The sequence below is a fragment of the Shewanella fidelis ATCC BAA-318 genome, from assembly GCF_000518605.1.
In the GTDB taxonomy this organism is placed as follows: domain Bacteria; phylum Pseudomonadota; class Gammaproteobacteria; order Enterobacterales; family Shewanellaceae; genus Shewanella; species Shewanella fidelis.
This window is the reverse complement of record NZ_KI912462.1, coordinates 73301-96072: the sequence shown is the minus strand read 5'-3', so window position 1 is coordinate 96072 and position 22772 is coordinate 73301. Positions and strand designations below refer to the sequence as shown.

The 22772-nt window shown below is 44.5% G+C and carries 22 protein-coding genes; 4 read left to right on the top strand and 18 right to left on the bottom strand.

Annotated features, from left to right (window positions below; all coding sequences use genetic code 11):
• Positions 1-7: 7 nt before the first annotated feature.
• The 15 genes from L884_RS0120920 to gmk form a co-directional block, all read right to left on the bottom strand.
• On the bottom strand, positions 8-262 hold the full coding sequence (locus L884_RS0120920) for a phosphopantetheine-binding protein (RefSeq protein ID WP_028769320.1): 255 nt from the start codon (positions 260-262) through the stop codon (positions 8-10).
• Positions 259-1065 (bottom strand): lysophospholipid acyltransferase family protein, encoded by an 807-nt coding sequence (locus L884_RS0120915; RefSeq protein WP_028769319.1) that lies wholly within the window; start codon positions 1063-1065, stop codon positions 259-261. The genes L884_RS0120920 and L884_RS0120915 overlap by 4 nt, the downstream gene beginning before the upstream one ends.
• Before the next feature lie 19 nt (positions 1066-1084).
• Positions 1085-1810 carry a beta-ketoacyl synthase chain length factor gene (locus L884_RS0120910; protein ID WP_028769318.1) on the bottom strand — a complete coding sequence of 242 codons (726 nt, stop codon included), beginning with the start codon at positions 1808-1810 and terminating at the stop codon, positions 1085-1087.
• A gap of 233 nt (positions 1811-2043) precedes the next feature.
• Positions 2044-2913 carry a DUF3014 domain-containing protein gene (locus tag L884_RS0120905; RefSeq protein WP_028769317.1) on the bottom strand — a complete coding sequence of 290 codons (870 nt, stop codon included), beginning with the start codon at positions 2911-2913 and terminating at the stop codon, positions 2044-2046.
• 142 nt (positions 2914-3055) lie between these two features.
• Positions 3056-5131, bottom strand: coding sequence for an ATP-dependent DNA helicase RecG (gene recG, locus L884_RS0120900; protein ID WP_028769316.1), 2076 nt, complete (start codon positions 5129-5131; stop codon positions 3056-3058).
• A 111-nt stretch (positions 5132-5242) separates the two neighbouring features.
• Positions 5243-5839, bottom strand: coding sequence for a response regulator transcription factor (locus L884_RS0120895; RefSeq protein WP_028769315.1), 597 nt, complete (start codon positions 5837-5839; stop codon positions 5243-5245).
• Positions 5840-5872: 33 nt separating this feature from the next.
• Positions 5873-6952 (bottom strand): sensor histidine kinase, encoded by a 1080-nt coding sequence (locus L884_RS0120890; RefSeq protein WP_028769314.1) that lies wholly within the window; start codon positions 6950-6952, stop codon positions 5873-5875.
• A 120-nt stretch (positions 6953-7072) separates the two neighbouring features.
• A complete protein-coding gene (locus L884_RS0120885; protein ID WP_028769313.1) occupies positions 7073-7786 on the bottom strand; it encodes a tetratricopeptide repeat protein in 714 nt (237 codons plus the stop codon).
• Positions 7787-8017: 231 nt separating this feature from the next.
• Complete coding sequence (locus L884_RS0120880) at positions 8018-8941, bottom strand: calcium/sodium antiporter (protein WP_028769312.1); 924 nt, start codon at positions 8939-8941, stop codon at positions 8018-8020.
• 181 nt (positions 8942-9122) lie between these two features.
• Entirely contained in the window at positions 9123-10778 is a 1656-nt protein-coding gene (locus L884_RS0120875; RefSeq protein WP_028769311.1) for an AMP-binding protein, read from the bottom strand.
• 239 nt (positions 10779-11017) lie between these two features.
• Positions 11018-11710 (bottom strand): tRNA (guanosine(18)-2'-O)-methyltransferase TrmH, encoded by a 693-nt coding sequence (gene trmH / locus L884_RS0120870; protein ID WP_028769310.1) that lies wholly within the window; start codon positions 11708-11710, stop codon positions 11018-11020.
• A gap of 89 nt (positions 11711-11799) precedes the next feature.
• Positions 11800-12183 (bottom strand): RidA family protein, encoded by a 384-nt coding sequence (locus tag L884_RS0120865; protein WP_028769309.1) that lies wholly within the window; start codon positions 12181-12183, stop codon positions 11800-11802.
• A gap of 39 nt (positions 12184-12222) precedes the next feature.
• Positions 12223-14328 carry a bifunctional GTP diphosphokinase/guanosine-3',5'-bis pyrophosphate 3'-pyrophosphohydrolase gene (spoT, locus tag L884_RS0120860; protein WP_028769308.1) on the bottom strand — a complete coding sequence of 702 codons (2106 nt, stop codon included), beginning with the start codon at positions 14326-14328 and terminating at the stop codon, positions 12223-12225.
• Positions 14329-14341: 13 nt separating this feature from the next.
• Positions 14342-14623, bottom strand: coding sequence for a DNA-directed RNA polymerase subunit omega (gene rpoZ, locus L884_RS0120855; RefSeq protein WP_012275521.1), 282 nt, complete (start codon positions 14621-14623; stop codon positions 14342-14344).
• A gap of 62 nt (positions 14624-14685) precedes the next feature.
• The gene (gmk, locus tag L884_RS0120850; RefSeq protein ID WP_028769307.1) at positions 14686-15309 is read right to left on the bottom strand and encodes a guanylate kinase; all 624 of its coding nucleotides are present in this window, start codon (positions 15307-15309) and stop codon (positions 14686-14688) included.
• Positions 15310-15646: 337 nt separating this feature from the next.
• On the opposite strand from gmk, the gene L884_RS0120845 reads away from it, so the two are divergent.
• From L884_RS0120845 to L884_RS0120835, 3 genes are all read left to right on the top strand, one after another.
• Positions 15647-16771 (top strand): DUF805 domain-containing protein, encoded by a 1125-nt coding sequence (locus tag L884_RS0120845; RefSeq protein ID WP_028769306.1) that lies wholly within the window; start codon positions 15647-15649, stop codon positions 16769-16771.
• A gap of 121 nt (positions 16772-16892) precedes the next feature.
• A complete protein-coding gene (locus tag L884_RS0120840) occupies positions 16893-17798 on the top strand; it encodes a nucleotidyltransferase family protein (RefSeq protein ID WP_028769305.1) in 906 nt (301 codons plus the stop codon).
• A gap of 100 nt (positions 17799-17898) precedes the next feature.
• Positions 17899-18966 carry a phosphotransferase enzyme family protein gene (locus L884_RS0120835; RefSeq protein ID WP_028769304.1) on the top strand — a complete coding sequence of 356 codons (1068 nt, stop codon included), beginning with the start codon at positions 17899-17901 and terminating at the stop codon, positions 18964-18966.
• On the opposite strand, the gene L884_RS0120830 is transcribed toward L884_RS0120835, so the two are convergent.
• On the bottom strand, positions 18963-19667 hold the full coding sequence (locus L884_RS0120830; RefSeq protein WP_028769303.1) for an SOS response-associated peptidase: 705 nt from the start codon (positions 19665-19667) through the stop codon (positions 18963-18965). The genes L884_RS0120835 and L884_RS0120830 overlap by 4 nt on opposite strands.
• Positions 19668-19711: 44 nt before the next feature.
• The gene (locus L884_RS0120825) at positions 19712-21442 is read right to left on the bottom strand and encodes an OPT/YSL family transporter (RefSeq protein WP_028769302.1); all 1731 of its coding nucleotides are present in this window, start codon (positions 21440-21442) and stop codon (positions 19712-19714) included.
• Between the two features lie 254 nt (positions 21443-21696).
• Between L884_RS0120825 and L884_RS0120820 the strand changes: the two genes are divergently transcribed.
• Positions 21697-22389, top strand: coding sequence for a TetR/AcrR family transcriptional regulator (locus L884_RS0120820; protein ID WP_028769301.1), 693 nt, complete (start codon positions 21697-21699; stop codon positions 22387-22389).
• 21 nt (positions 22390-22410) lie between these two features.
• On the opposite strand, the gene L884_RS0120815 is transcribed toward L884_RS0120820, so the two are convergent.
• Complete coding sequence (locus L884_RS0120815; RefSeq protein ID WP_028769300.1) at positions 22411-22755, bottom strand: hypothetical protein; 345 nt, start codon at positions 22753-22755, stop codon at positions 22411-22413.
• Positions 22756-22772 lie beyond the last annotated feature (17 nt).

Sequence of the window (22772 nt, the reverse complement as noted above, 5' to 3'; positions counted from 1 at the left end):
CTTCCTCCTAGGCTCGTTGTGACTCGATAAAGCTGACTAGGCTAGCAACACTGTAAAAGTGCTGTTTGGTTGCATCAGAGTTCGCTTCGATTTTGATATCAAACTGCTTTTTAATTGCTAAACCTAGTTCTAGTGCGTCAATTGAGTCGAGCCCTAGACCCTCACCAAATAGTGGGGCTTCAGAGTCGATGTCATCAATGCTGACGTCTTCAAGGTCAAGGCAGTCGATGATCAGTTGTTTAATTTCGTTATCTAAGCTCATAAGTATCTATCTAATTGTTGTTTATAGTAGTTTTCTAGGTCGCGTGTCATTTGTCGCGCCATTTTTGCATCGCCACCTGCGGCAGCATCATAACGCAAATATTCAAAGGTTTCGCCAATTTCAATATCAATTCCAATAGTGCGTCGCGGAAGTTGATACCATTTTTGCTGCTTACTAAAGCCAACGGTATTGGTTTTTAAAAACACTGGCAATAGATCGCTTTGCGTGCGCAGGGTGATATTGGCTGCACCTCTGGCGAATGGGTTTATTTTCTCACCAATAACGGTGCGAGTCCCTTCAGGGAAAATAATGAGGTTGGTGCCGCGTGCAAGTACCGATTTACAGTCTTCAAGTAGCAGTTCTGCACCGCGGTTAGGAATATAACCGGCACATGAAACAACGCCGCGTAAGAATGGATTCCGCCACAGACCTTGTTTGACAATACAGCCCGCGTTTGGCATTAAGCTTATCAATACCACCACATCAATTAAGGTCGGATGGTTAGCGGTAACGATCATGCCTTTGGCGTTACTGAGACGGCTTATATCTTGATACTTCACGCTAATCAGGCCAACCCAACTCATCATGCGTACAAAGCCCTTAAACATGATGTGCACTGCCAGCTGAACGCGTTCAATGCGTTGTTGGCGGGTACCGGGCCAGAATCGTAAAATTGGTAATATGGTTAGCGAGCTCAATAGCCCACCTAAACCGAACGACATATAACACAGAGTGCCACCTATCCAGCGCGGCAGATAAGCGATGCCGGTCAGTTTTTTGGCTCGAGGTTGCCGAAATTGCATGGTTTTTTCTACTGTGGCTTTAGTCACAATTTAGCTCCCAGTGCCAGCCAGAAAGTCGCCCAGTTAGTGGCTCGTTAGCGGCTAAGCTAGCGAGCAGTTGGCCGTAGTGCAACTCGGTTACTTCAGTTTGAGTTTGAGCACTGAGCTTGAGGGTTGCGACTTTGTCTTGGTTTACATCCGCTGGTGCAAGTACAAATGCAATGGCGATAGGCCATTCTGGTTGTGAGGCAAATTGGCTATATACCTGCGGTACGGGCTCGTCGGCATAGACTAATAGTAGTGGCTCTGGATTGCTATGCAGTTGCGCATAGGCCTCAATAAAGGCTTGGGAAAATGTATTGCTACCAGCGGCAATGGAAGTAGATGCGGCGCGGTTACCATTGAATATGCTGAATATACCACTGGCCGTATTATGTACTGATTGACTAAAGCCGGTTGGTGATAATGCTTCACCTTCGACAATGTTGTTGAGCAGGTCGATAGTGCGATTAATTTCACCGTGTTGTGATGCAAAAATGCTGCGGCATTGCGGTTTTGGTGCGCATTGATGCACGGCTTCAAGAACAATTTTTGTGAGTTTACTTAGACGTCTACGCTGCATTGCTGGCACATGTGCCAATTTGGGAGCAGCGGAACTTGGCGCTGCATCTTCTGTGGCTTCGCTTTGCCAGTGTAGCCAATCAGCGGCTTGTTGATATTGTGGCGACCATGCGCCCCATGAAAGAATGCTGAACTTCAAATGCACTGCCTCAGATACGAATATCCTTTCGTATTGACCTGATTTGTAATAAATCACTTGGCGTTGAAACTTTCTGGCGTCTCTAGCCAAAGTAAATGGTAATGGCAGCTATTCTACATCATTAAACGTGACGGTAATAAGCTCTTTTGCGATACGATTGATACTAATAGGTAGCTATAAGGTTAAATACTGTGGCTTTCTAGGCGTAATTCCTTACGCCTAGATAGTCTAATGAGTTATTAATTTAGCTGCTGTTGCAGGCGGCGAAGTGCTGCTTTTACTTTGCGGGCATTTTCTGGGCCCATACGCACCATCAGTTTTTGTGCATTCGGCAGTGCTTCAAGCTTAGGATCAACAAATTGATAGTTAACACTTACACCATCTAGTTCAATTGGTTGCTCGATAATTGGTGCATCTAACATCACATCAATAGCTTGTTGCATACGCTCATCGAAAGTTGTTTGGCTGTAGCCTAGCTCTGCGAAAGCTTCATTGAGTAGCGGTGTAACCTGTTTGTAAGTTTTAGCTAACTCCTCATCATTAAGGCTTGCCAAAAAGTCAGCGTAAAGATCATATCTATGATAGCTGTCAGGATCGATATAGGTCTTGTTGGCAATATCAGATGCCGTAAAACTCGTACTCGGTGATTTCAGTGGGCTGACTTTGCGCGCTAGCTCACCTTGGGCCAGATTATCGACAAATACTACGAATTGACGGATAACATTATCTTCAATTAGCAGTGGTTCAATTGCCATACCATCAGCAACTGCTGTAACTTGCTTTTGTACATATGCGTCACTATCACTCAGCGCTGGCAGTGGTTCAGGCTCAGGTGTTGGCTCAACTTCAGGAAGTTGTACTGGTTCTGGTATCACTTCAACAACCTCAGGCTCTGGCACAGCTTCGGTTTCAAGTGGCTGTTCTGGCACAGGATCTGGAATGACGACTGGTGCAATAATTTGCGGTTCGGCGGGCTTTTCATTACCGCTAAGATAGTAGTAGCCGCCTGCTGATAGTGCCACAACGGCGATAATCGCGATAATCGCTAGGCCATTGGTACTTGAACCTTTTTCTTGTGGAGAAATTCTATCTTCTTGACTGAGTTGCATGTTAACTCCTCTGCGCCTTCGCAGTGATACGACCTAATAATAAAATACAGTTTCAATCCATTTTGCAAAAATACAACAGATTGTCTATAGGCTTCAGCTGTATTAAGTATATTTAATTTCAAAAGCTTACAAAATTAGCATGTTACGCTTGTACAAATTGTTCTCTGTCGCCAAGCCAGCGTTGAATAATAGCATCTACGCTATCAGGTGCTTGTTGCATGACATGCACTGCGAGTTTTTGAACATGGGGAATAAGTGCTTGATCGCGCATAAGATCGGCAATTTTCATATCGGCGATACCAGTTTGCTTAGTGCCAAGTACTTCGCCGGGTCCACGGATCTCTAAATCTTGCTGGGCAATAACAAAGCCATCATTACTTTGTCTAAGCACCCCTAAACGCTTGGTGGCTGTTGCTGAAAGTGGCGCCTTATAAAGCAGTACACAGTGGCTAGCTACTGCGCCACGACCAACTCGGCCGCGCAGCTGATGTAACTGAGCTAGGCCTAAGCGTTCAGGGTTTTCAATAATCATAAGGCTGGCATTAGGTACATCCACGCCAACTTCAATTACGGTAGTTGCAACCAGTAAATTGAGCTCACCCGCTTTAAAATTGGCCATAATCTGTTGCTTTTCAGCTGGTTTCATCCGCCCATGCACTAAGCCAATTTTTAGTTCTGGTAGGGCTAGCTTTAGTTCCTCTGCAGTATCTTCTGCAGCTTGGCACTCAAGGGCTTCAGATTCTTCAATTAAAGTGCATACCCAATAGGCTTGGCGTTTGTCGTTAATTGCAGCTTGTCTGACACGTTCAATCACATCATCACGACGTTGGTCGGCAATTGCTACGGTTGTAACTGGAGTTCTGCCCGGCGGCAGTTCATCGATAATGGAAGTATCTAAGTCGGCATACGCGGTCATCGCCAGTGTACGCGGGATAGGGGTTGCCGTCATGATCAACTGATGTGGATGAAAGCCTTGGCTAATCCCTTTTTCACGCAAGCCTAGGCGTTGATGCACGCCAAACCTGTGCTGTTCATCGATAATTATCAGCGCCAGTTTATTAAATACGACTTGTTGTTGAAAAATCGCATGAGTACCTATCACGATATGGGCATCGCCGGACTCAATATCAGCTAATGACTGGGCTCTAGCCTTGCCTTTTAGTTTGCCTGCTAACCAACCGACCTTTAAGCCTAGAGGCTCAAACCAAGCTGCGAAGTTAATTGCATGCTGTTCGGCTAATAGTTCAGTTGGTGCCATCATGGCAACTTGATAGCCGCTCTCTATGGCTTGCAGCGCAGCTAAAGCGGCCACTAAGGTTTTGCCTGAGCCGACATCACCTTGCACAAGGCGCATCATAGGCTCGGCTTTTTCAAGATCACGGCCAATATCGGCAACCACTCGCTGCTGTGCACCTGTTGGCTTAAACGGCAGTGAAGCTAAAAAAGGATTAAGTAATTGTCCTGTTGCCGCCATGCTGACTGCATGGTCACGATTACTGCGTTGGCGCAGGCGCAGCATACTTAAGTTATGGGCGAGTAACTCTTCTTGGATTAAGCGTTGCTGCGCAGGATGAGTACCTTGCTCTAACTCAAATAGTGAAACCTGGTTAGTCGGACGGTGCAAAATTTGCAGCGCTTGCTTGAGATCTAAATTATTTGGTTGCAGGTGAGGTGGTAGCAACTCTTGTAAGCCGCCCTCTTCGAGCATAGCTAGGGCTTGATCGGTTAGCTTGATCCAGCTTGCTTGTTTTAGCCCTTCAGTGGTTGGGTAAACTGGCGTGAGGGTGTCACTTAGTTGTAGATCTTCACCGGGAGCAATCAATTTATATTCAGGATGAATGATCTCCGAGTTGTGTTTGCCGCGACGGATTTCACCGTAAGCACGAATGGTCATGCCTATCTCTAGCCCGTTACGCTGAGCAACTGAAAAATTGAAAAAGCGTAGGGTTAAACTGCCACTGTCGTCGCGCACATTACAGGTAAGCATGCGCTTGCGGCCTTGAATAATTTGACTTGATTGAATAACGGCTTCAATGGTGCCGTAACTGCCGGGATAAAGTGAGGCAATAGGGTAGACTTGAGTACGATCCTCATAGCGCAGCGGCAGATGAAACAACAGATCTTGCACTGTTGTTATACTCAGCTTAGCTAATCTCTCGGCCATCTTTTTAGCGACGCCTTTGAGAGCTGTAATCGGGACAAGGTCGAGTCTTTGCAAAAGGTTAGCGCTCAAACACTGTAAATTTATACATATATTATCAGAGTTATAGCTTTACGCAAATTTGATCATTGGCGATTATCACACTGATTACTATTACTCTGGCTGATATTACAACCAGCCCTTTTGTCTGGCGATTCTGGCGGCATCAATGCGATTACTCGCGTGTAGTTTGCTCATTGCTTCGCTTAAATAGTTTCTTAAGGTACCTTCAGCGATAAATAAGCTGGCTGCGATTTCGGCGGTGCTTTTGCCTTCAGCTGCAAGCCTAAGGGCACGGCGCTCTTTATCATTGAGTGGATCTTGCTCGCCTATTGCCATAATCGCAAGCTCTGGATCGATAACACGTTTACCGGCCATTACCTGATGAATTGCATCAATTAAGGTGTCAGAAGGGGCATCTTTTAGCAAGAAACCACCGACACCGGATTCTATCGCGCGTTTGATGTAACCTGCGCGGCCAAAGGTGGTGACAATGACAATTTTTAATTCAGGTTTATGCTGCTGGCACCAGCATGCCAGCTCTAAACCTGTGCTTCCTGGCATCTCTATGTCTGTGAGTAATAAATCAAAATCTTGCTGTTGCAGTAGCGATAGTGCTTCATCGCCATCGGCGGCTTGAATCACTTCAAACTCACCGCTCAAGCTCAGTAATGCACTTAATGCGCCTCTGACCATGGCTTGATCTTCGGCTAATAGAATCTTCATGTTAGCGATATCCCTTGCTTCAATCAGTGTTGATTATTGCTGTGGCAATGTAATTGTAAATTGGCAGTGCTGATTTAAATCCCAAGTCAGCGAGCCTTTAAATTGTTGTAAACGTTCTTGAATGCCTTTTAAACCATTACCTTGAACTATCGATTTGGGCTGACCATTATCAGTCACTTGGACAATGGTGCCATGCTCATTTTGGCTAAAGCTTAACCTGCATTCTTGGGCTTGGCTATGACGGATCACATTGTTGCATAGCTCAGTTAGGCTCAAGATCACCTGAGTTTCGAGGTCGTTGTTGAGAGTCGGGATATCTCCATCTAACTCGACGTTTAAACCTTTATCTCGTAAGGTTTGGCACAAGTTAGTCACACTAGCTGTAAGCCCTTTGTGTTTATAACCTGATACGGTTTGGCGTATTTGGCTAAGGCTGTCACGGGCAATGCTATTGAGCTCACTGAGTTGCAGTTGTGCCTGCTCAATATTATTTTTAGCTAATAGCTTTTCAGCCAGTTCGGCTTTGAGAGAAATCGATGACAAGCTATGCCCCATAATGTCGTGCAGATCGCGAGCAATGCGCTCGCGCTCAAGCATAGTGGCTAGCTGACGAATTTCTTGCTGGCTTTTCTGTTGTTTGTGTTTGTTTTCAATACGTGTGCGCTCAACAACACCAAATAGGCTTACGCCTATAACTAATGCCGCGCCATAAATAACCCAATAATAATGGTCGAAGTTAAGTCCTTGATTGAGCAAAAACAGCGTGGTGATCAGAGCTAATATACACAACATGGCTTTGCGTAAAGGGTAAAAAAAACCAATAAAAAAACCGGCAAAGGTAAATAGCGATAACGAGCCAGTATTGAGAGGTGTGGCGATGATGGCAATTGCTATCATGGCTAATATCGGTAAGTGAGCGCGACTGCTCGTGCTGCGATAAGCCCAAAAATAGCAATAAATAAAAGGTACTAACGCCGCTAAACTCAGGCCAATTTGCCATACAGGCATGTCGATAATGAAATAGGGAATAAAATAAAAAACCAGATTGATGAGATAAACCCAGGCAAACTTGTCTTCTGATTTGCATGTTGAGTTGATGCTGTCTTGTGACATGGTTAATTCCTTTTAGTTGGAGAGCGCTTAGCAATGAATGCTTAGCGATCTGTACCTCGCAATCAGCACTCTCCGTTGTGACTTGTTTAAGCGAATCGCTTAATAAGTTTCTGCTGGTGACTACCTTTTGGCACTTTGCTCGACTGGCTGACCATTTTGCTTAAGTAAAAACTGTGCCCAAGCGTAGTCTGACTCAACTGCTAAAGCTTGCTGCCAATCGGCGAGTGCACCATCAATATCGCCTAAGTTTTGTTTTGCTAGGCCGCGCCATGTATATGCTTCTGCATGTCCCCAGCAGATGTTATCGCAAGGATTGGCATAAAGTTCAATAGCTTGCCCCGCTAAGTCTGCTACGCGCTGCATGCTGCCACCGTACATTGCTGGCGTATTAAAAGCACTGATAGCCTGTACAAGCGCAACTCTAGGGTTGGTTGCATCAAGTTGTTTAGCTTGTTCAATTGCACGTTCAGCTTTCGGCCCATAAACAGCAGCTTTACTGTTGTCTAAGGCGATGAGCATGCCATATACCGCTGAAAGTAGTGCCTGATTGTCGGCATTACTGCTAGAAGCGGTAAGGTTTTCTAAGCTTGCTTTGGCATCTTGTAACGCGCTCACGGCGAGTTGAGGTTGACCTACAATATTGGCGGTTATGGCTAAGCGATAATTTGCATAAGCTTGGCTGTAATCGCTATCTTGTTGGCTATAGCTTTTAAGCGTGTTCACATCCATCTGATTGGCTGCGGCATCGATATTGTCAATACTGTCGGCATTGGCAAGCTGACTTGTTAGTGCTGACGATAGAGCGAGTGAAGTAGTGAGTAGTAGTGTTTTCATATCAATCTCCATTTGAGTGTAATACCGGCTTTATTGCGGTTGGTATTGTTGGCTACGGCTCTAGTATTGGAGATTGCGAATAATAAATGCAGACACAAACGTCATGACTTTAAGGTGACATTTGTCATTTTCAACTAAAGGTCTGTTTATGTTGATTAAGGATAAAAAAATGGCCTAAAGCACATTCGCTTTAGGCCATTTCCATCTTAGTCTTTGCGTATCAGTTAAGGTTTAAACTTGTGCCACCAAGTAGCCAACATACGCCAGGTAACCTAGCACTAGCAGAGCAGCTTCACGGCGACCAATACGTAATCCTGTATAGGCAAACGGCAATAAGATCACGGCAAAAGCAATCATTGCGCTCCAATCTAGGTTGCTGATCTCTCCGCCAATAATTGGGTGGATAAGCGCTGTGACACCCAAAATACCTAAAATATTGAATAGGTTTGAGCCAACAACGTTACCAATCGCAATATCGCTTTCGCCTTTTAATGCGGCAACAATAGATGTCACTAGCTCTGGCATACTGGTTCCGATAGCCACGATAGTTAGACCGATAATCACTTCGCTGATCCCGAAAGATTTCGCCATAGCGACAGCGCCATCAACAAACAAAATACCACCGCCCACTAACATGCTGATACCGACAATGATAAACAGCACAGATAACAACGGGTTTTGCTTAGTATCTTCAATATCATCGTCTGTTTGTTTTTCAGCGGTGAAGTAGCTGAACATCAGATAAGCAATGAGTAATGCCGTTAAAATTGCACCATCCCAAAAGCTTAGATCGCCATCGAGTAACAAGCTCCAAAACAACAGTGATGCAGCAATCATAATCGGAATATCACGACGCACCATTTGTGATTCAATTTTGATCGGGCGGATCAATGCCGTTAAACCTAGGATTAGGCCAATGTTGGCAATGTTAGAGCCGATCACGTTACCTAAGGCGATGCCACTATTACCTGCAATTGCAGACTTCACACTGACTGCAAGTTCAGGGGCACTGGTACCAAAGGCAACAATGGTTAAACCGATAATAAGTGGTGTAAGTCCTAATCTTAGGGCTATTTGGCTTGCTCCTCTTACTAAGGCTTCTGCGCCTAGTGTAAGAATCAAAAAGCCGCCGAGTATCGACATAAAAATTAGCATGGTTAACTCTATAAATTGGATTTCGCTGAAAGGATGGCAAGAATAGTTTCTTTCACAAATTGCGCAATCAAAAACTGGTTTCTAATGCATTAAATTTAGTTAATTGATGATTATTTGTCAGATATAAATACGGCACACGTTAAAGTGTGCCGTTATAACAACTGAGTCGCGCTAATTTATATTAGATTTCATCTTCCCAGCATACTTTGCCACCGCGAATACCATCCACTTTTTCACTAAAGTTCTTCTCTAGCACATGACGCTTAATTTTAAGTGTTGGTGTTAATACATCATTTTCCACATCCCATGGCTCGCTAACAATAACAATCGCGTCAACGGTTTCATGGGACTCTAAATGTGGGTTAACGGCATCGACAGTGTCCTTTAATGATGCACGCACTTCTTCTCTAGGTTGCAATGCCGCGCCTTCTGATAGTTGCACTAGGGCAATAGGGTGCGGTAAACCTGAACCGATAACGCAGATCATCTCGACATGAGGGTCTTGAGCCAACTTGCGCTCAATTGGTACTGGTGCAACGTACTTACCTTTAGCTGTTTTGAAGTTATCTTTTACTCGGCCTGTAATGCTAACGTTGCCTTGCTCGTCAATCGAGCATAAGTCGCCAGTATGGAAGAAGCCGTCTTCATCGAAGCATTTAGCGCTTTCCTCCTCTTGCTTATAATAGCCCTGCATTAACCCCGGACTTTTAACGAGTAGCTCACCAACATCTGATTGCTTGATTTCACAGCCTTCAACGGCGCGGCCAACAGAGCCAATCTTTTTCACATCAAATGGATGGTTGATAATTGAATAAGCACAGTTCTCTGTCATACCCCAAGCTTCTGAGATATCGAGACCTATCTTGTGATACCACTCAACTAGCGATGGTGGAATTGGCGCTGAGCCAGAGCCTAGCAAGTGACAATGCTCTAAACCTAAGCCTTGGTGGATCTTACGTTTTACGATGCCACTAATAATAGGTACTTTGAGTAAGAAATTGAGTTTGCTGTAACCAATTTTGTCGATGATATTTTTTTGGAACAGACTCCATAGGCGCGGAACGGAGAAGAATACCGTAGGCCTTGCACGCTGCACGTCGGCAACAAAGCTATCTAAGCTCTCGACAAATGCAACGCTGCTACCTGAATAGAATGATGAGCCTTGAATCGCTACACGCTCAGTAATATGCGCCAGTGGCAAGTATGAAAGTAATCTGTCTTCAACAGTCGTTTTTAAATCGCGCACAACTGCAGTACAGGTCCATGCATAGCTAGCAAAGTTTTGAATTGCGCCTTTGGGTTTGCCTGTTGAGCCAGAGGTGTAGATGATGGTCATCACCTGCTGGGCAGTCGGCAGTGGTGCATCAATTAATGGCTGCCCCATATTGAGCATCTTATCCCAGTGATACTGTGACGGCATGGTGTCGTATGGCATCGCTATGCGCAGAATATCACCGCCTACGCCGGCTTCTTGATCTGCCCAATAATCGAGTTTGCCAATAAATATCGCTTTGGCTTCACTATGCTCTAACGTGTAGCGAATAGTGTCGGCATTGGCAGTTGGGTAGATTGGCACGCTGATATAACCGCCATGCATCAAGGCTAAGTCTGTAATAAACCATTCGGCACAATTTTTAGAAAGTACGGCAACTTTGTCGCCAGGGTTGAGGCCAAGGTGTCTTAATGCGCCAGCAATTTGCTGCATTTTAGTTTGTACTTCACGCCAAGTGAACGTTTTGTATTGACCATCAATTGGCTGCTTTAGATAAACTTGATCGCCTTGTTTTTCAACCCAATGTTCAAGCATCTCAATTGGTGTTTTCATAGAAGATTCCATCGCATTTCCATATTGATTTTGTTGATTCCAATTCAGCTTATTACTTTTAAGTTGTTTTAATCGTTCGTTTAATAAGCTGGTTTTATCTTGAGTATGGCGAAAAATGTGATCTAAGACAAACTTTTTCAAACGGGTGTTACATTTTTGTGGATATGTAAAAGCAGATGATTGAGCAGAGGAGGCAAGTAAGCTTGAAAGTATTCCCAGCACTGCAAGCGTGAGTGCTGGGTGAGAAATCGTTATTCCTCGTCAGACGGCGCGCGCATTTTTTGCCACCAATCTTCATCGGCAACGATTTGGCCTTGATCATCAACTCTTGGATAAGGCAATTTCTTACGGCGACATGCTTTGGCGTATATAGGGTGGCCCTGTTCGAACAATTTAGTTTGGCAGTAGGCATCATCTAGCTTACGTTTGCCGTACATTCCTGCTTCAGTGCGTTGGCGTTGCGCTTCATACATGATGAGCGCCGAGGCAACAGACACATTTAGTGACTGCACCATACCTATCATAGGGATAATGATATGTTGATCGGCGCTCGCGATGCCTTCAGGGCTAACACCATCACGTTCGTTACCCATAATAATCACTGTGGGTTTGGTGTAATCAATCTCACGAAAATCAACCGCAGTGTCTGAAAAGGTGGTGGCTAAAATTTGCATGTCTTTGGTACGAAATTCCGCTACAGCCTCTGCCATAGTGTGGTGCACGCGAGTCTTAACCCATTGCTGGCTACCTGAGGCTGTGTTGCCCGATACCCGCATTTCAAGATCAGACCATACCGCGTGTACTTCATGAATACCTGCAGCGTCAGCAGTACGCAATACCGCGGCAATATTATTACCTTTGTGTACAGTGTCTAAGCAAACGGTAAGATCAGGTTGGCGATTATCAAGCATCTGATTGATGCGGGCGAAACGTTCAGGACTCATGCTAGGCTTCTATTGTGTACGGTTAATCGGTTAGTCACTAAATAGTAAAATGGGCGCCTTGGCGCCCGTTTTCTGGAGTCATTGCAGCGTTAGATCTCCATCACTCCATCCATTTCAACTTGCGAGTCTTTCGGTAACTGTTTAACACCGATAGCTGCGCGAGCTGGGTAAGGCTGTTCAAAGTAACGCCCCATCACTTCGTTGACGGTGGCAAAGTTACTTAGATCTGTCATAAAGATATTAAGCTTGACGATATCGCTTAGAGAACCGCCTGCAGCTTCACAAACTGCTGTAAGGTTTTCAAAGACTTGTACTACTTGCGCCTCAAACTCATCACTGACAATTTCCATTGTCTCAGCAACAAGTGGGATTTGGCCCGATAAATAAACCGTACTACCCACTTTTACTGCTTGCGAGTAGGTGCCAATAGCTTGTGGTGCTTTGGCGGTAGCGATAATGATTTTCTCTGCCATAATCTTTCCTTGTGATTACTGAGTACAAATTTGAGTGTGTTAGCGATTCCTAGATGTTCGTAATACTTCTGGTAATACCCTGATGCGGCGCATTACGTTAGCTAAGTGAATACGGTCGCGTACAGAAATACGTAAGTTGATCAGGAATACCCGTCCATCACGCTCTTCTGTAGTCAAGTTATGAATATTTGAGCCTTCTGCTGCGACAATCGAAGTGATTTTGGCAAGCGCGCCTTGGTGATTAACAATCTCCACGCGTAGGTTGGCTTGATACTCAACGCCTTCAGCACTGTCCCATTGCACAGGAATATACTTATCTGGTTCGCCTTGATAGCCGCGTATATTGGCACAGCTTTCCATGTGTACCACTAGGCCTTTACCTGGGCTGACATGGGCAATAACCGCATCACCCGGAATTGGGCGACAGCAATTAGCGAAGGTTACCAACATACCTTCAGCACCACGAATAGGCATGGTGTGAGTTTCTTTGTGCTCTTCAGCCTCGACTTGATCACCACGCAAACGCTGAGCAATAACAATGCTCATAGCATTGCCTAAACCTATATCGGCAAGCAGTGAATCAAGGCTGTCATGCTTAGTATCTTTAACGACTTTTTCAATCTGTTCAGCTGACAGGCTATCTAGCTTAGTTTCACCAAGAGCGTGATTGAGTAAGCGTTTGCCTAATAAAATGGCATCATCTTCTTTTAAGCTCTTCAGTAGCTGGCGGATTTTAGCGCGGGCTTTACCTGTCACGACAAAGTTAAGCCAAGCTGCATTTGGACGTGCGCCATTTGCGGTAATGATCTCAACGGTTTGGCCGGAGATCAGTGGCTGACTAAGCGGATAAGCTTGACGATTTACTTTAGCGCCAACGCAGGTGTTACCCACGTCGGTATGCACTTCATAAGCAAAATCGACAGGTGTTGCCCCTACTGGAAGCTCTAAAATGCGGCCTTCAGGGGTGAACACGTAAATCTCTTCAGGGAAGAGTTCAGTCTTAAAGTTTTCAACAAATTCAAAAGAGGTGCTAGCGCTTTGCTGAAGTTCGAGCAAGCTTTGCATCCACTTACGGGCACGAACTTGGGTGGTCGTGCCTTGCTCGGCTGAGCTGCCTTTTTTGTACAGCCAGTGAGCCGCGACCCCTTTATCCGCCATCTGATCCATATCTTCGGTACGGATCTGGATCTCAACTGGCACGCCGTGAGGTCCAAAAAGTGAAGTATGTAATGACTGATAGCCGTTGGCTTTAGGGATAGCGATATAATCTTTAAATCGGCCTGGATGCGGCTTATAAAGGCCATGCATTGCACCCATTACGCGATAGCAAGTATCGATAGAGTCAACGATGACTCGGAAGGCATAGATATCCATGACTTCTTGGAATTGCAGCTCTTTATTACGCATCTTATTGTAGATGGAATAAAGGTTCTTTTCGCGGCCTTTAACTGCGCCTTCTAGACCTGTGTCTTCGAGGCGGGTTTTAATTGCAGCTTCAATACTTTGAATTAGCTCTTTACGATTACCACGGGCAGCTTTAACGACCTCTTTGAGTACGCGATATCGCATTGGATAATAGGCATGAAAACCTAAATCCTCTAACTCGCTCTTAATATTATGAATACCAAGACGGTTGGCAATAGGAGCGTAGATCTCAAGGGTTTCTCGGGCAATACGACGACGCTTATCTGGACGTAGAGCACCTAAGGTACGCATGTTGTGGGTTCTATCGGCAAGCTTGATTAAGATGACGCGAATATCTTGGGTCATCGCCATCATCATTTTGCGGAAGTTTTCTGCCTGAGCTTCTTTCTTATCGCGGAATTTGAGCTTATCGAGCTTAGAAACACCTTCAACCAATTCAGCAATAGACTCGCCAAATAGCTCGGCTAGTTCTTCTTTGGTAACAGGGGTATCTTCGATAGTGTCGTGCAAGAGTGCGGCCATAAGCGTCTCATGATCGAGACGCATATCGGCCAGGATGCGGGCAACCGCAACCGGATGGGTAATATAAGGTTCGCCACTCGTGCGCATCTGACCTTCATGGGCATCACGCGCCACCTGATAGGCCTGCTTGAGTAATTCTACCTGCTCAGATTCTAAATAACCTGAAGCAGACTCCTTGAGACCTTCAAACAGATACAAGTGACAGCACTCCTTATATAGCGTTGCGGCCTTCAGCGATGGCAGCAACAGCAGCGATTTCAGCTGCTTCACGTTCACGAACTGTTTGGCGCTCATCAGCATCCAAAGTATCAGCTGTGACTAAACCTAGTTCGATTTCGCGCAGGGCGATAACCGTTGGCTTGTCGTTCTCTTCTTCAACCATAGGGTCTTTACCCTGAACAGCGATTTGGCGAGCACGACGCGCTGCAACCAGAATCATGTCAAAACGGTTGCCGATTTGGTTTACGGCATCTTCTACAGTTACGCGAGCCATGTTTGGAAACTCCAGTGTTTAATCGATTGAAAAAAATGACGCAAAATTGTACATGAAGACAGTTAGCCTGCCAACAGATCTTTAATCATATCATTCTGCGTATGAATTTGGCTAGCAGAGGTTAATCTTTGACTGCGAATGATCGCTAAAAGATCGGCCAATGCTTTGTCGAAATCATCATTTACTATAACGAAGTCATACTCATTGTAGTGTGACATTTCTGAAACTGCTTGTGCCATGCGGCCAGCAATGACTTCAGCGCTATCTTGTCCGCGGCCAGTAAGGCGGCGTTCAAGCTCGGCTTTCGATGGTGGCAAAATAAATACACCAATCGACTCTGGCATTAGTTTTTTCACTTGCTGTGCACCTTGCCAGTCGATATCTAAAAATACGTCGATGCCTTTAGCTAGCGTCTGCTCGATAGTGACTCGAGAGGTGCCATAATAGTTACCGAATACTTCAGCCCACTCAAAAAATGCATTTTCAGCAATCAAGCGTTTAAATTCATCTTGATTAACGAAATGATAGTGTTGACCGTTCTCTTCACCCGGGCGAGGTTGCCTTGTGGTGTGCGAAACTGAAACTTGCTTATCTAACGGTTGATCCCTTAATAGGGCTGAAATAAGCGATGATTTACCTGCGCCACTTGGCGCCGAGACGATAAATAGGTTTCCGCGAGCGGTCATTAGCTGCTATATCCGATGTGTGCACGGGATTAAACATTTAGAGGTTTAAGTCCATGCGGGTAAAAGATTAAGCGAGCCATTATACAGCCTAGGGTGATATTTGTGCTAGTCGCAGATGAATTTATTACGCATTTTAGTGGCGGTTTTCCCCTGTGTGACTTTGAAAAGCTTGCGTAGTCTGAAGCAAGTTTATTGCCTGAAAGCACTGACATTGAATGCTAAATTCGGTAGGCTAACCGATTCGATTTTGTGCTTTCGCCTGAGCATAAATAGCCTATTGTTACTTAAGTCAGTGACATTATCGGCTCAGTATAAGAATTTTTAGGGTGGTTATTGTATGCAAATGAAGTCGCTTTTGTGTGTTAAAGGTTTAGATAATAGCCAGCGTTTTGCAACGATTAGTGGTCTGATTTATTTAGCGTTATTTATATCTGTAGCGCTTGTCGGGCCAACGGGATTACTGTACGTACCTGGGTTAATACTGGCGCCAATTTTGGCGTTAACCAGTTTGCGCCGTTTACGTGATGCAGGCAAACCTGCACAACTAGCACTAGTGGCTATGGCACCTTTTATATTTGTCATTGTTACGTTAGTGCATGTTCATAGCATGATGTTGCTATTAACTTTTATGGTGTTAGCGGTTTTTGCTATCGGTTATTTGGCTATGCTACCAGCTGCTCGAAACCTTGATTATGTTCAAGGTTACTCTGGTCCTGTTGAGATGGGTGACGCAGCGCGGCCTGTTCGCTCACAAGGTGGTCGTGCGCGAGTTGAACCAACACTGGGCGGCATCGCGCCGAGTGAGGGAAGAGAAGAGTCAATTCCAACTAGCGTTGAAACTGAATATCAGCAGCAGGTGAAAGCGGAGAGTTATCAGTCTTATACAGATCAAGATAGTACTCGGAATCGGAGTAGAACGGCGCAATCTCAACTAGCATCAATTCAACAGTTTATTGAAGCAAATCGCAAAGCGGTAATAATTGCTGCAGGCAGTGTTGTGGGGTGTTTGTTATTGATAAGCCTATGGACATTGCTCCCGAGCTCAGAGACCCATAATGAAAGCGTCAATGTGGTTGATGAGACTGAAGTCGCCGAGCCAAAAGTTGAGCGGATCTCAACCGCTATGCCAGATGGTTTTAGCTTAGCACTTGAAGAAGATGTGCTGATTATGCGCTGGCTAGGAGAAAGCGGAACGCCGGAAAATTTGTGGTCGTTAGCCACAGCAAAAGGCGATAAAACCTGTTCTCGTTTACGCTTTAATAATGGCACAGAGTATCGACCTATGGTTGTGGATTTGCTAGCAGATACTGGTACTGAGGCGCGTTTTTCACCGTTGGATACAGAGGCGATAGTGGTAGATATGGCGCGCAGGGGCAATGTCAGTCTTTGTGGCTATAACTTTAGCCTAAAGGGCAGTCAGGCTGCATTAGGTAAGACGGCAGAGTTTAGAGCATTTTTATAATAACGGCAGCACAATAACAGTTGTTTGCGATTAGCGCTGGATATTGAAAAGCAGAGTCTTTAAACTCGCTCGCCTTATTTAGCGTGTCGGCTAACGCCATACCAGAGAGACAAATTTAATCATGAATAGCTGCAAGCAACAATTGACCTTAGTGATTTTAGCTGCCGGTTTAGGCAGCCGTTTTGGTGGTGATAAACAGCTTGCTGAGCTTGGGCCTAATGGCGAAACCATGTTGGAGCTCTCTTTAAAGAGTGCTTATAAGGCTGGATTTACTAAAGCTGTGTTAGTTATTCGTCCCGAGTTAGCGCCATTGTTAGATAAAGCACTACAGGATAAGTTTGATGATGACTTTAAGATTGAGTATTGCTTGCAGTCCATTGATGACTTACCTGAAGCTGCGAGAGCGCATGCCGATCTAACGCAGCGACAAAAACCTTGGGGAACTGCACATGCGTTGTGGAGTGCACGCCACCATGTGAATGAGCCTATGGCGGTAATCAACGCCGATGACTTCTATGGTGACAGTGCCTTTAGCTTGTTGGTGCAAGGCTTATCGGTTGCTAATGATGACTGGATGATGGTTGGCTACCCAATAGGGTTAACCTTGTCTGAAAATGGTGGTGTAAACCGCGGTGTTTGCCAAGTGGTTGACGGTAAACTTGTTGATGTGGCTGAGTGGCTTGAGATCCGTCAAGACGCATCAGGCTTAACTGGTGTGCTCAACGAAGAAAGATCGACCATTGATGACAATGCAGTGGTCTCTATGACTTGCTGGGGTTTTAAAGCTGATATTTTTACGGTGATAGAACAAGAGTTTTGTGAGTTTATAAAGCTTAATGGCAAGCAGGCGAAAACAGAGTGTTATTTGCCGAGCGTGGTGCAAGCCCGCATAGATAAAAGCTTACAGAGTAAATCAAGCTGGGGCGTTAACGTTAGTGTGGCGCAAGAGTCCTGGTATGGGGTGACTTACCCTGAAGATGTGCAGTGGGTTAAATTAAAATTACAACAAGCGGTTAACGCTAGATAGCCGCGTATGTCGTTTAACTAAAGATGTTAATTAATGCTTTGCAGGGAAATGCTAGAAAGACTGGATAGCAAAGTGATTTAAAAAATAGCTGGAGTGTTGGGTGATTGATTTTATAAGACAACATGTTTTGTCACATTTTGGTGTTGATGCCGGTAGCGCCAAAGTATCCCCGTTGGGGAATGGCCACATTAACTATACCTTTTTAGTTCGTGGAAATGAGCGTGATTTTGTATTGCAAAAAATTAATACAGATGTATTTAAAACACCTAATGCTCTAGTAAATAATGCGTATAAAATTAGCCAGCATTTGCAAAATAAAGTCGCTGAAAGTGCTTATGGTTTGCAAGTTGTTTCACCCGAAGCTATTGCGAATGGAGACCTATTTGTTGATCTTGGTGAGCAAGGTTTTTGGCGCGGAATGAATTATCTGCCGTACAGTCATAGTATTGATGTAGTCGGTTGTGAGGCTGATGCTGAGATGGCGGCAAAAGCTTTTGGTCACTTCTCTGGCGCGTTAATTGAACTTGACGCTGATCAGATTGAAGATGTGATCCCTAACTTCCATCATTTGCCGGGGCGAATAGAGTTACTTCAACAGGCAATCAGTGTTGATAGTCAAAACCGAGTTGAAGGTTGTCAGCAGTGGATTGACTTTGTATTGGCGCAGCAAGGCTTGTTACAAGAACTTGCACAAGTTGAAGCTAAACTGCCGCGTCGCATTTGTCATAATGATACTAAAATCAATAACATGCTTTTTGATAAGCGTGATATGTCGAGTCTAGCTATTATCGATTTAGATACCTGCATGAAAGGCTATCTCATGTATGACTTTGGCGATATGGTACGCACCTTCTGTAGTCCTGAAGAGGAAGATTCCACAGCACTGGATAAAGTGCAGGTTAGAGAGTCTATCTTCGGTGCTATTTGTAAAGGATATTTGAGTGAGCTTGGTGATGTGTTATCTGATGATGAACGCAAGAGCTTATGGCTAGGGGCCAGAGTGATGTGTTTGATGATTGGTGTTAGGTTCTTAACCGATCATTTAAACGGCGATGTGTACTTTCAGATTCACCATCAAGGTCATAACCTAGAGCGAGCTGCGAACCAGTTTACTATGTATCAGAGCTTGTTGAATCAACAAGAAACATTGAGCGCCTATTTAAACTAGGTATTTACAACATAATCGTTAGGAATAAGCCGAGCAGTTTGACCAATAGGTTGATATTGGCTCGGCTTATTTATTTGCTGCACACTGAAATCATGGCGCAGGGCTGGTTTGAGTAAATCAGCAAACATCTCTACTTGCTGGTTGGCTGGGTTTAACCACGCATCGAGCACCTCATCGTTTTGCGGCAAAATCATTGGACTGGCTTTGCTGTGGTAAGGCATTAAGTCCGGATGAGGCGGGTTAGTGATAATAGAGCAAGATGTGATGGTTTCACCGGTTTTTGGGTGCTGCCAGTCACGAAATAAACCACCAAATACAATTGCAGAGTTGTCAGCAATAAAGTCATGGTAATAGGTTTGTTTACCTTTCTTTTCTGTTTCGCCAAAACCGCTAGCAATGACTAAGCAGCGACTTTCTCTAAAGGCGTTAAAACCTGCGCTATTTGGTGTATTTAGTTTGTCAGATCGAGTGTTAAATGAGGTATAGCGACTGGGTTTAAAACCTTCATAAAGGGTATCGAGTAACAACCACCATGTCGCAGTTTGTAAGTGGCGCTCACCATCTATTTCCCGCACAATGCTGATGTCGTTCGTTGGCATTTTAAAGCGGCCAAACAGCATTTCTTGCTGATTGTTAATCCGCAAGTCTTCCATCAAGGCTTGTACAAACATGTCATCAATAATATTGAGTCGGCCACACATGGGAGCTACGGTTATAAAGGTGCAACACTTTACTTAGTATGAAGTTAATTAAATAAAAAAACTAGCGATCCCAATACACCCGCGAGACTTTCACCAGCAATACAACCAGCGGCTAATGCAATTAAAAATCGCTTTGACCAGCGTGGGGCTAATTTGCGTAGAATCCAAGCTAATAAAGCACCAATAGATAACATCATGCTCACTTGTGCTGGTAAGATAAATGCTAAGCCTACAGCGGACATGCTCGGTAAATAAGGGTGCCATTTGGGGGGGATGAGCAACAACAGCAACTCATTTATTGTTGCTACGACTATGCCTATAAACATGGCATATCTGGCAGATTGGGGGATGGCCTCAAGTCCTTGAGTTAAGGCTTGGGCTATTGCCGTCCAAGCTGCGACTCCTGGTGCGGGCCATTGTTCAGTCATTAACTGCTCCGCTGGATTTGGGATCAGCAATATAAACACCGCAGCACTGGTTAGACAGCCAACTAAAATCCCCATCGCTTGGGCAAACATTTGCTGGCGAGGGTTAGTGCCTAACAGTTGTCCTGCTTTAAAGTCATTCAGTAGATCTGTGGCTTGACCCGCAGCGCCGCTAGCAACGTTAGCAGTCATTAGGTTGGTGGTTAAGTTTCCTGGACTAATTACCGAGAAGCTTAATTGTGATAACTTGCCTAGTGCTCCAATGGGAGGAATTCCTGTTTCGCCAACCACTTGTGCGGCCACAATGGCAAAAATAAATGCTAATGGTACTGCCAGTATTGCTGCAAACAAGCTAATCCCAAATAAGTAAACTTGTAAGCCAATTAAAACGGGGGTTAATAAGGCCAGTAGTAAACACTCTTGCCAGCCCCACATTAACTTCAGCTTAGTTTTATTTTGCGATTTAAATAACGATATTGTGGTGGTCGTTATTGCAGAGGCTAGCATCATCGCCACTCCCGGCCATACTAACCAGTCGATTAAGTAGCTGAACCATTGGCTATCAACGGGCCCAGGTTTTTCCCAACCTTGGCTTACAATATAGGGACCCACAGCCAGCCATGCGATGAGAGAGCCCAAGAATAAACTTAGGGCAGATTTAGTACCTATAATGGCACCAAAAGCGAGTAACATATATGAGGGATCAATAATAAAGCCTAAATTCTTGGCACTAATGCTGCTACCAGCAACAGCTCCTTGTCCGGGAATTGAAAAGCCCAGAGGAATTTTATAGCTCACTGGAATAAAAAAGCGATGCATTATGGTGACAGCCATTGCAGACAGTAAGGCAATCGTCTTGTGCTGAGCGACTCGAGCTCCACTAAACATATCGTTGATAACTTCAGCTGTTGCTATACCGGCAGGAAAGCGTAAACGCTCATTATGCAACATGGCAGGTCTGATGGCTGATGCCACGCAAATCCCGAGTAAGCTAATGCTTACCATCCAAACGACCATGGGCCAGTAATCAAAAGTAGATTGACTAATTATCATATAAGCAGGGATGGCTGATACGAGTCCTGCTGATACTGTGCCTCCTGCAGCAGAAGCCGCTGTTTGTTGGATATTGGCTTCCCGAGGCTCCCAAGCGCGAATGGGGGTTGCAGCGCTTATACCCCGCCAAATAATAAAGCCTAATAGTGATGATAGAACAGACATGTTTATAGACCAGCCAATTCGAAGGCCCATATACAGGTTACACATAACCAGCAAGCTGCCAAGAGCCATGCCGGTGATAATGGCACGTACAGATAATGCTTGCTGACTTACGCTATTAATTTTCGTCACCATACTGTAAAAAAGTAGACTTTAATTTCGTTTAAATATTTTTGTGGCTATAGCAAGTGCTGCACTTTTACGCTTATTAATCATAATGGTAATGTATATTTAGTTATACTTCTAAGGAGCAGATCTCATTTGAAGTGGTTATGATAAAGTTGCCTAAATAGCACCGATCTTCATCACTATTTCGCTTTTCAATGCAGTTTAAATTAATCCCTTTTGGTACATTATCAGGTATAGGTTAATTAGGGCTTTTACGATTAATGATGAGACAGGATAGAGAAGCTAAGTTGCTCGACATCGCTAGAGAATTGATTCTTGAGGATGGGATGGTGTCGTTTAAGTTTACAGATATTGCGAAACGTGCAGAGATATCTCGAGCTACCCTATATAAATACTTCTCAGGTAAAGAAGATGTATTAGTTAGCTTATTTGTACACGATGCAGGTAACACGCGGCAAATGCTGGTGGATATATTAAATTATGAGCAGCTTAATGATCGAGAAAAACTGCTTACTGCTATGTTAGCGCCTGTCTCTATATCTTCTAGTACAAAGAACACTTTAGGTATTGCATTTTTGAGCGCTAACCCTGGAATATACTCTTTTGCTGGTGAAAAACAGCAACAACAATTAGAACAGATCCTAGAGCAACTCAGAGTTATCCATACCCAGTTCTGGATGATGCCGGTAAAAAATGGTTCACTGATTGCGGAGAAAGAGCAGATTACACAAGTTATGGCTGCGGTTTATCCTTATCAGCGAGGTTGTGTGCTTATCCCGCAGAGTATCATGAATATCGGGGGGCAGATCCGCAGGCCGCTTTATGATGTGTATGAAAACTTGATTAAGTATACCGATAATCTTCAATGGCAATCAGGTCACATTGATACTGACTATGAAAAGATATTAAAGGCAATTGGTAAGTTTGAACGTAACTGCATGATTGCTAGTTAATAGCATTTTTAGTTCACAATATTAGCTAAGCATATTGCGTGGCTTTATTTGTACGGTGGCTTTATTTAATAATGGGATTAGTCCAGGATAGGATTTCGCCGCGACTTTAATGATATACAGAGCGATATTCTGAGTCGGACTTCTATCGGCAGGTATTTGCGCGGCACAAAAGGCGAGCGCAATCAAACACTGGGCTAGCTCATCGTTTTCTTCAGGCTGTTCGATGGCGCAAGTGGCAATATAGTTGCAAACAGTCGTTAAAGAGACATATCTAAATATCCCCGTAATATTAAGTTGTTCACTGATAAATGATTCTAGTTTTGATGACAGTGAGACAACTTTTAACTGTCGTTGAATTAAGTTCATAGCTACCTCCACTAGCG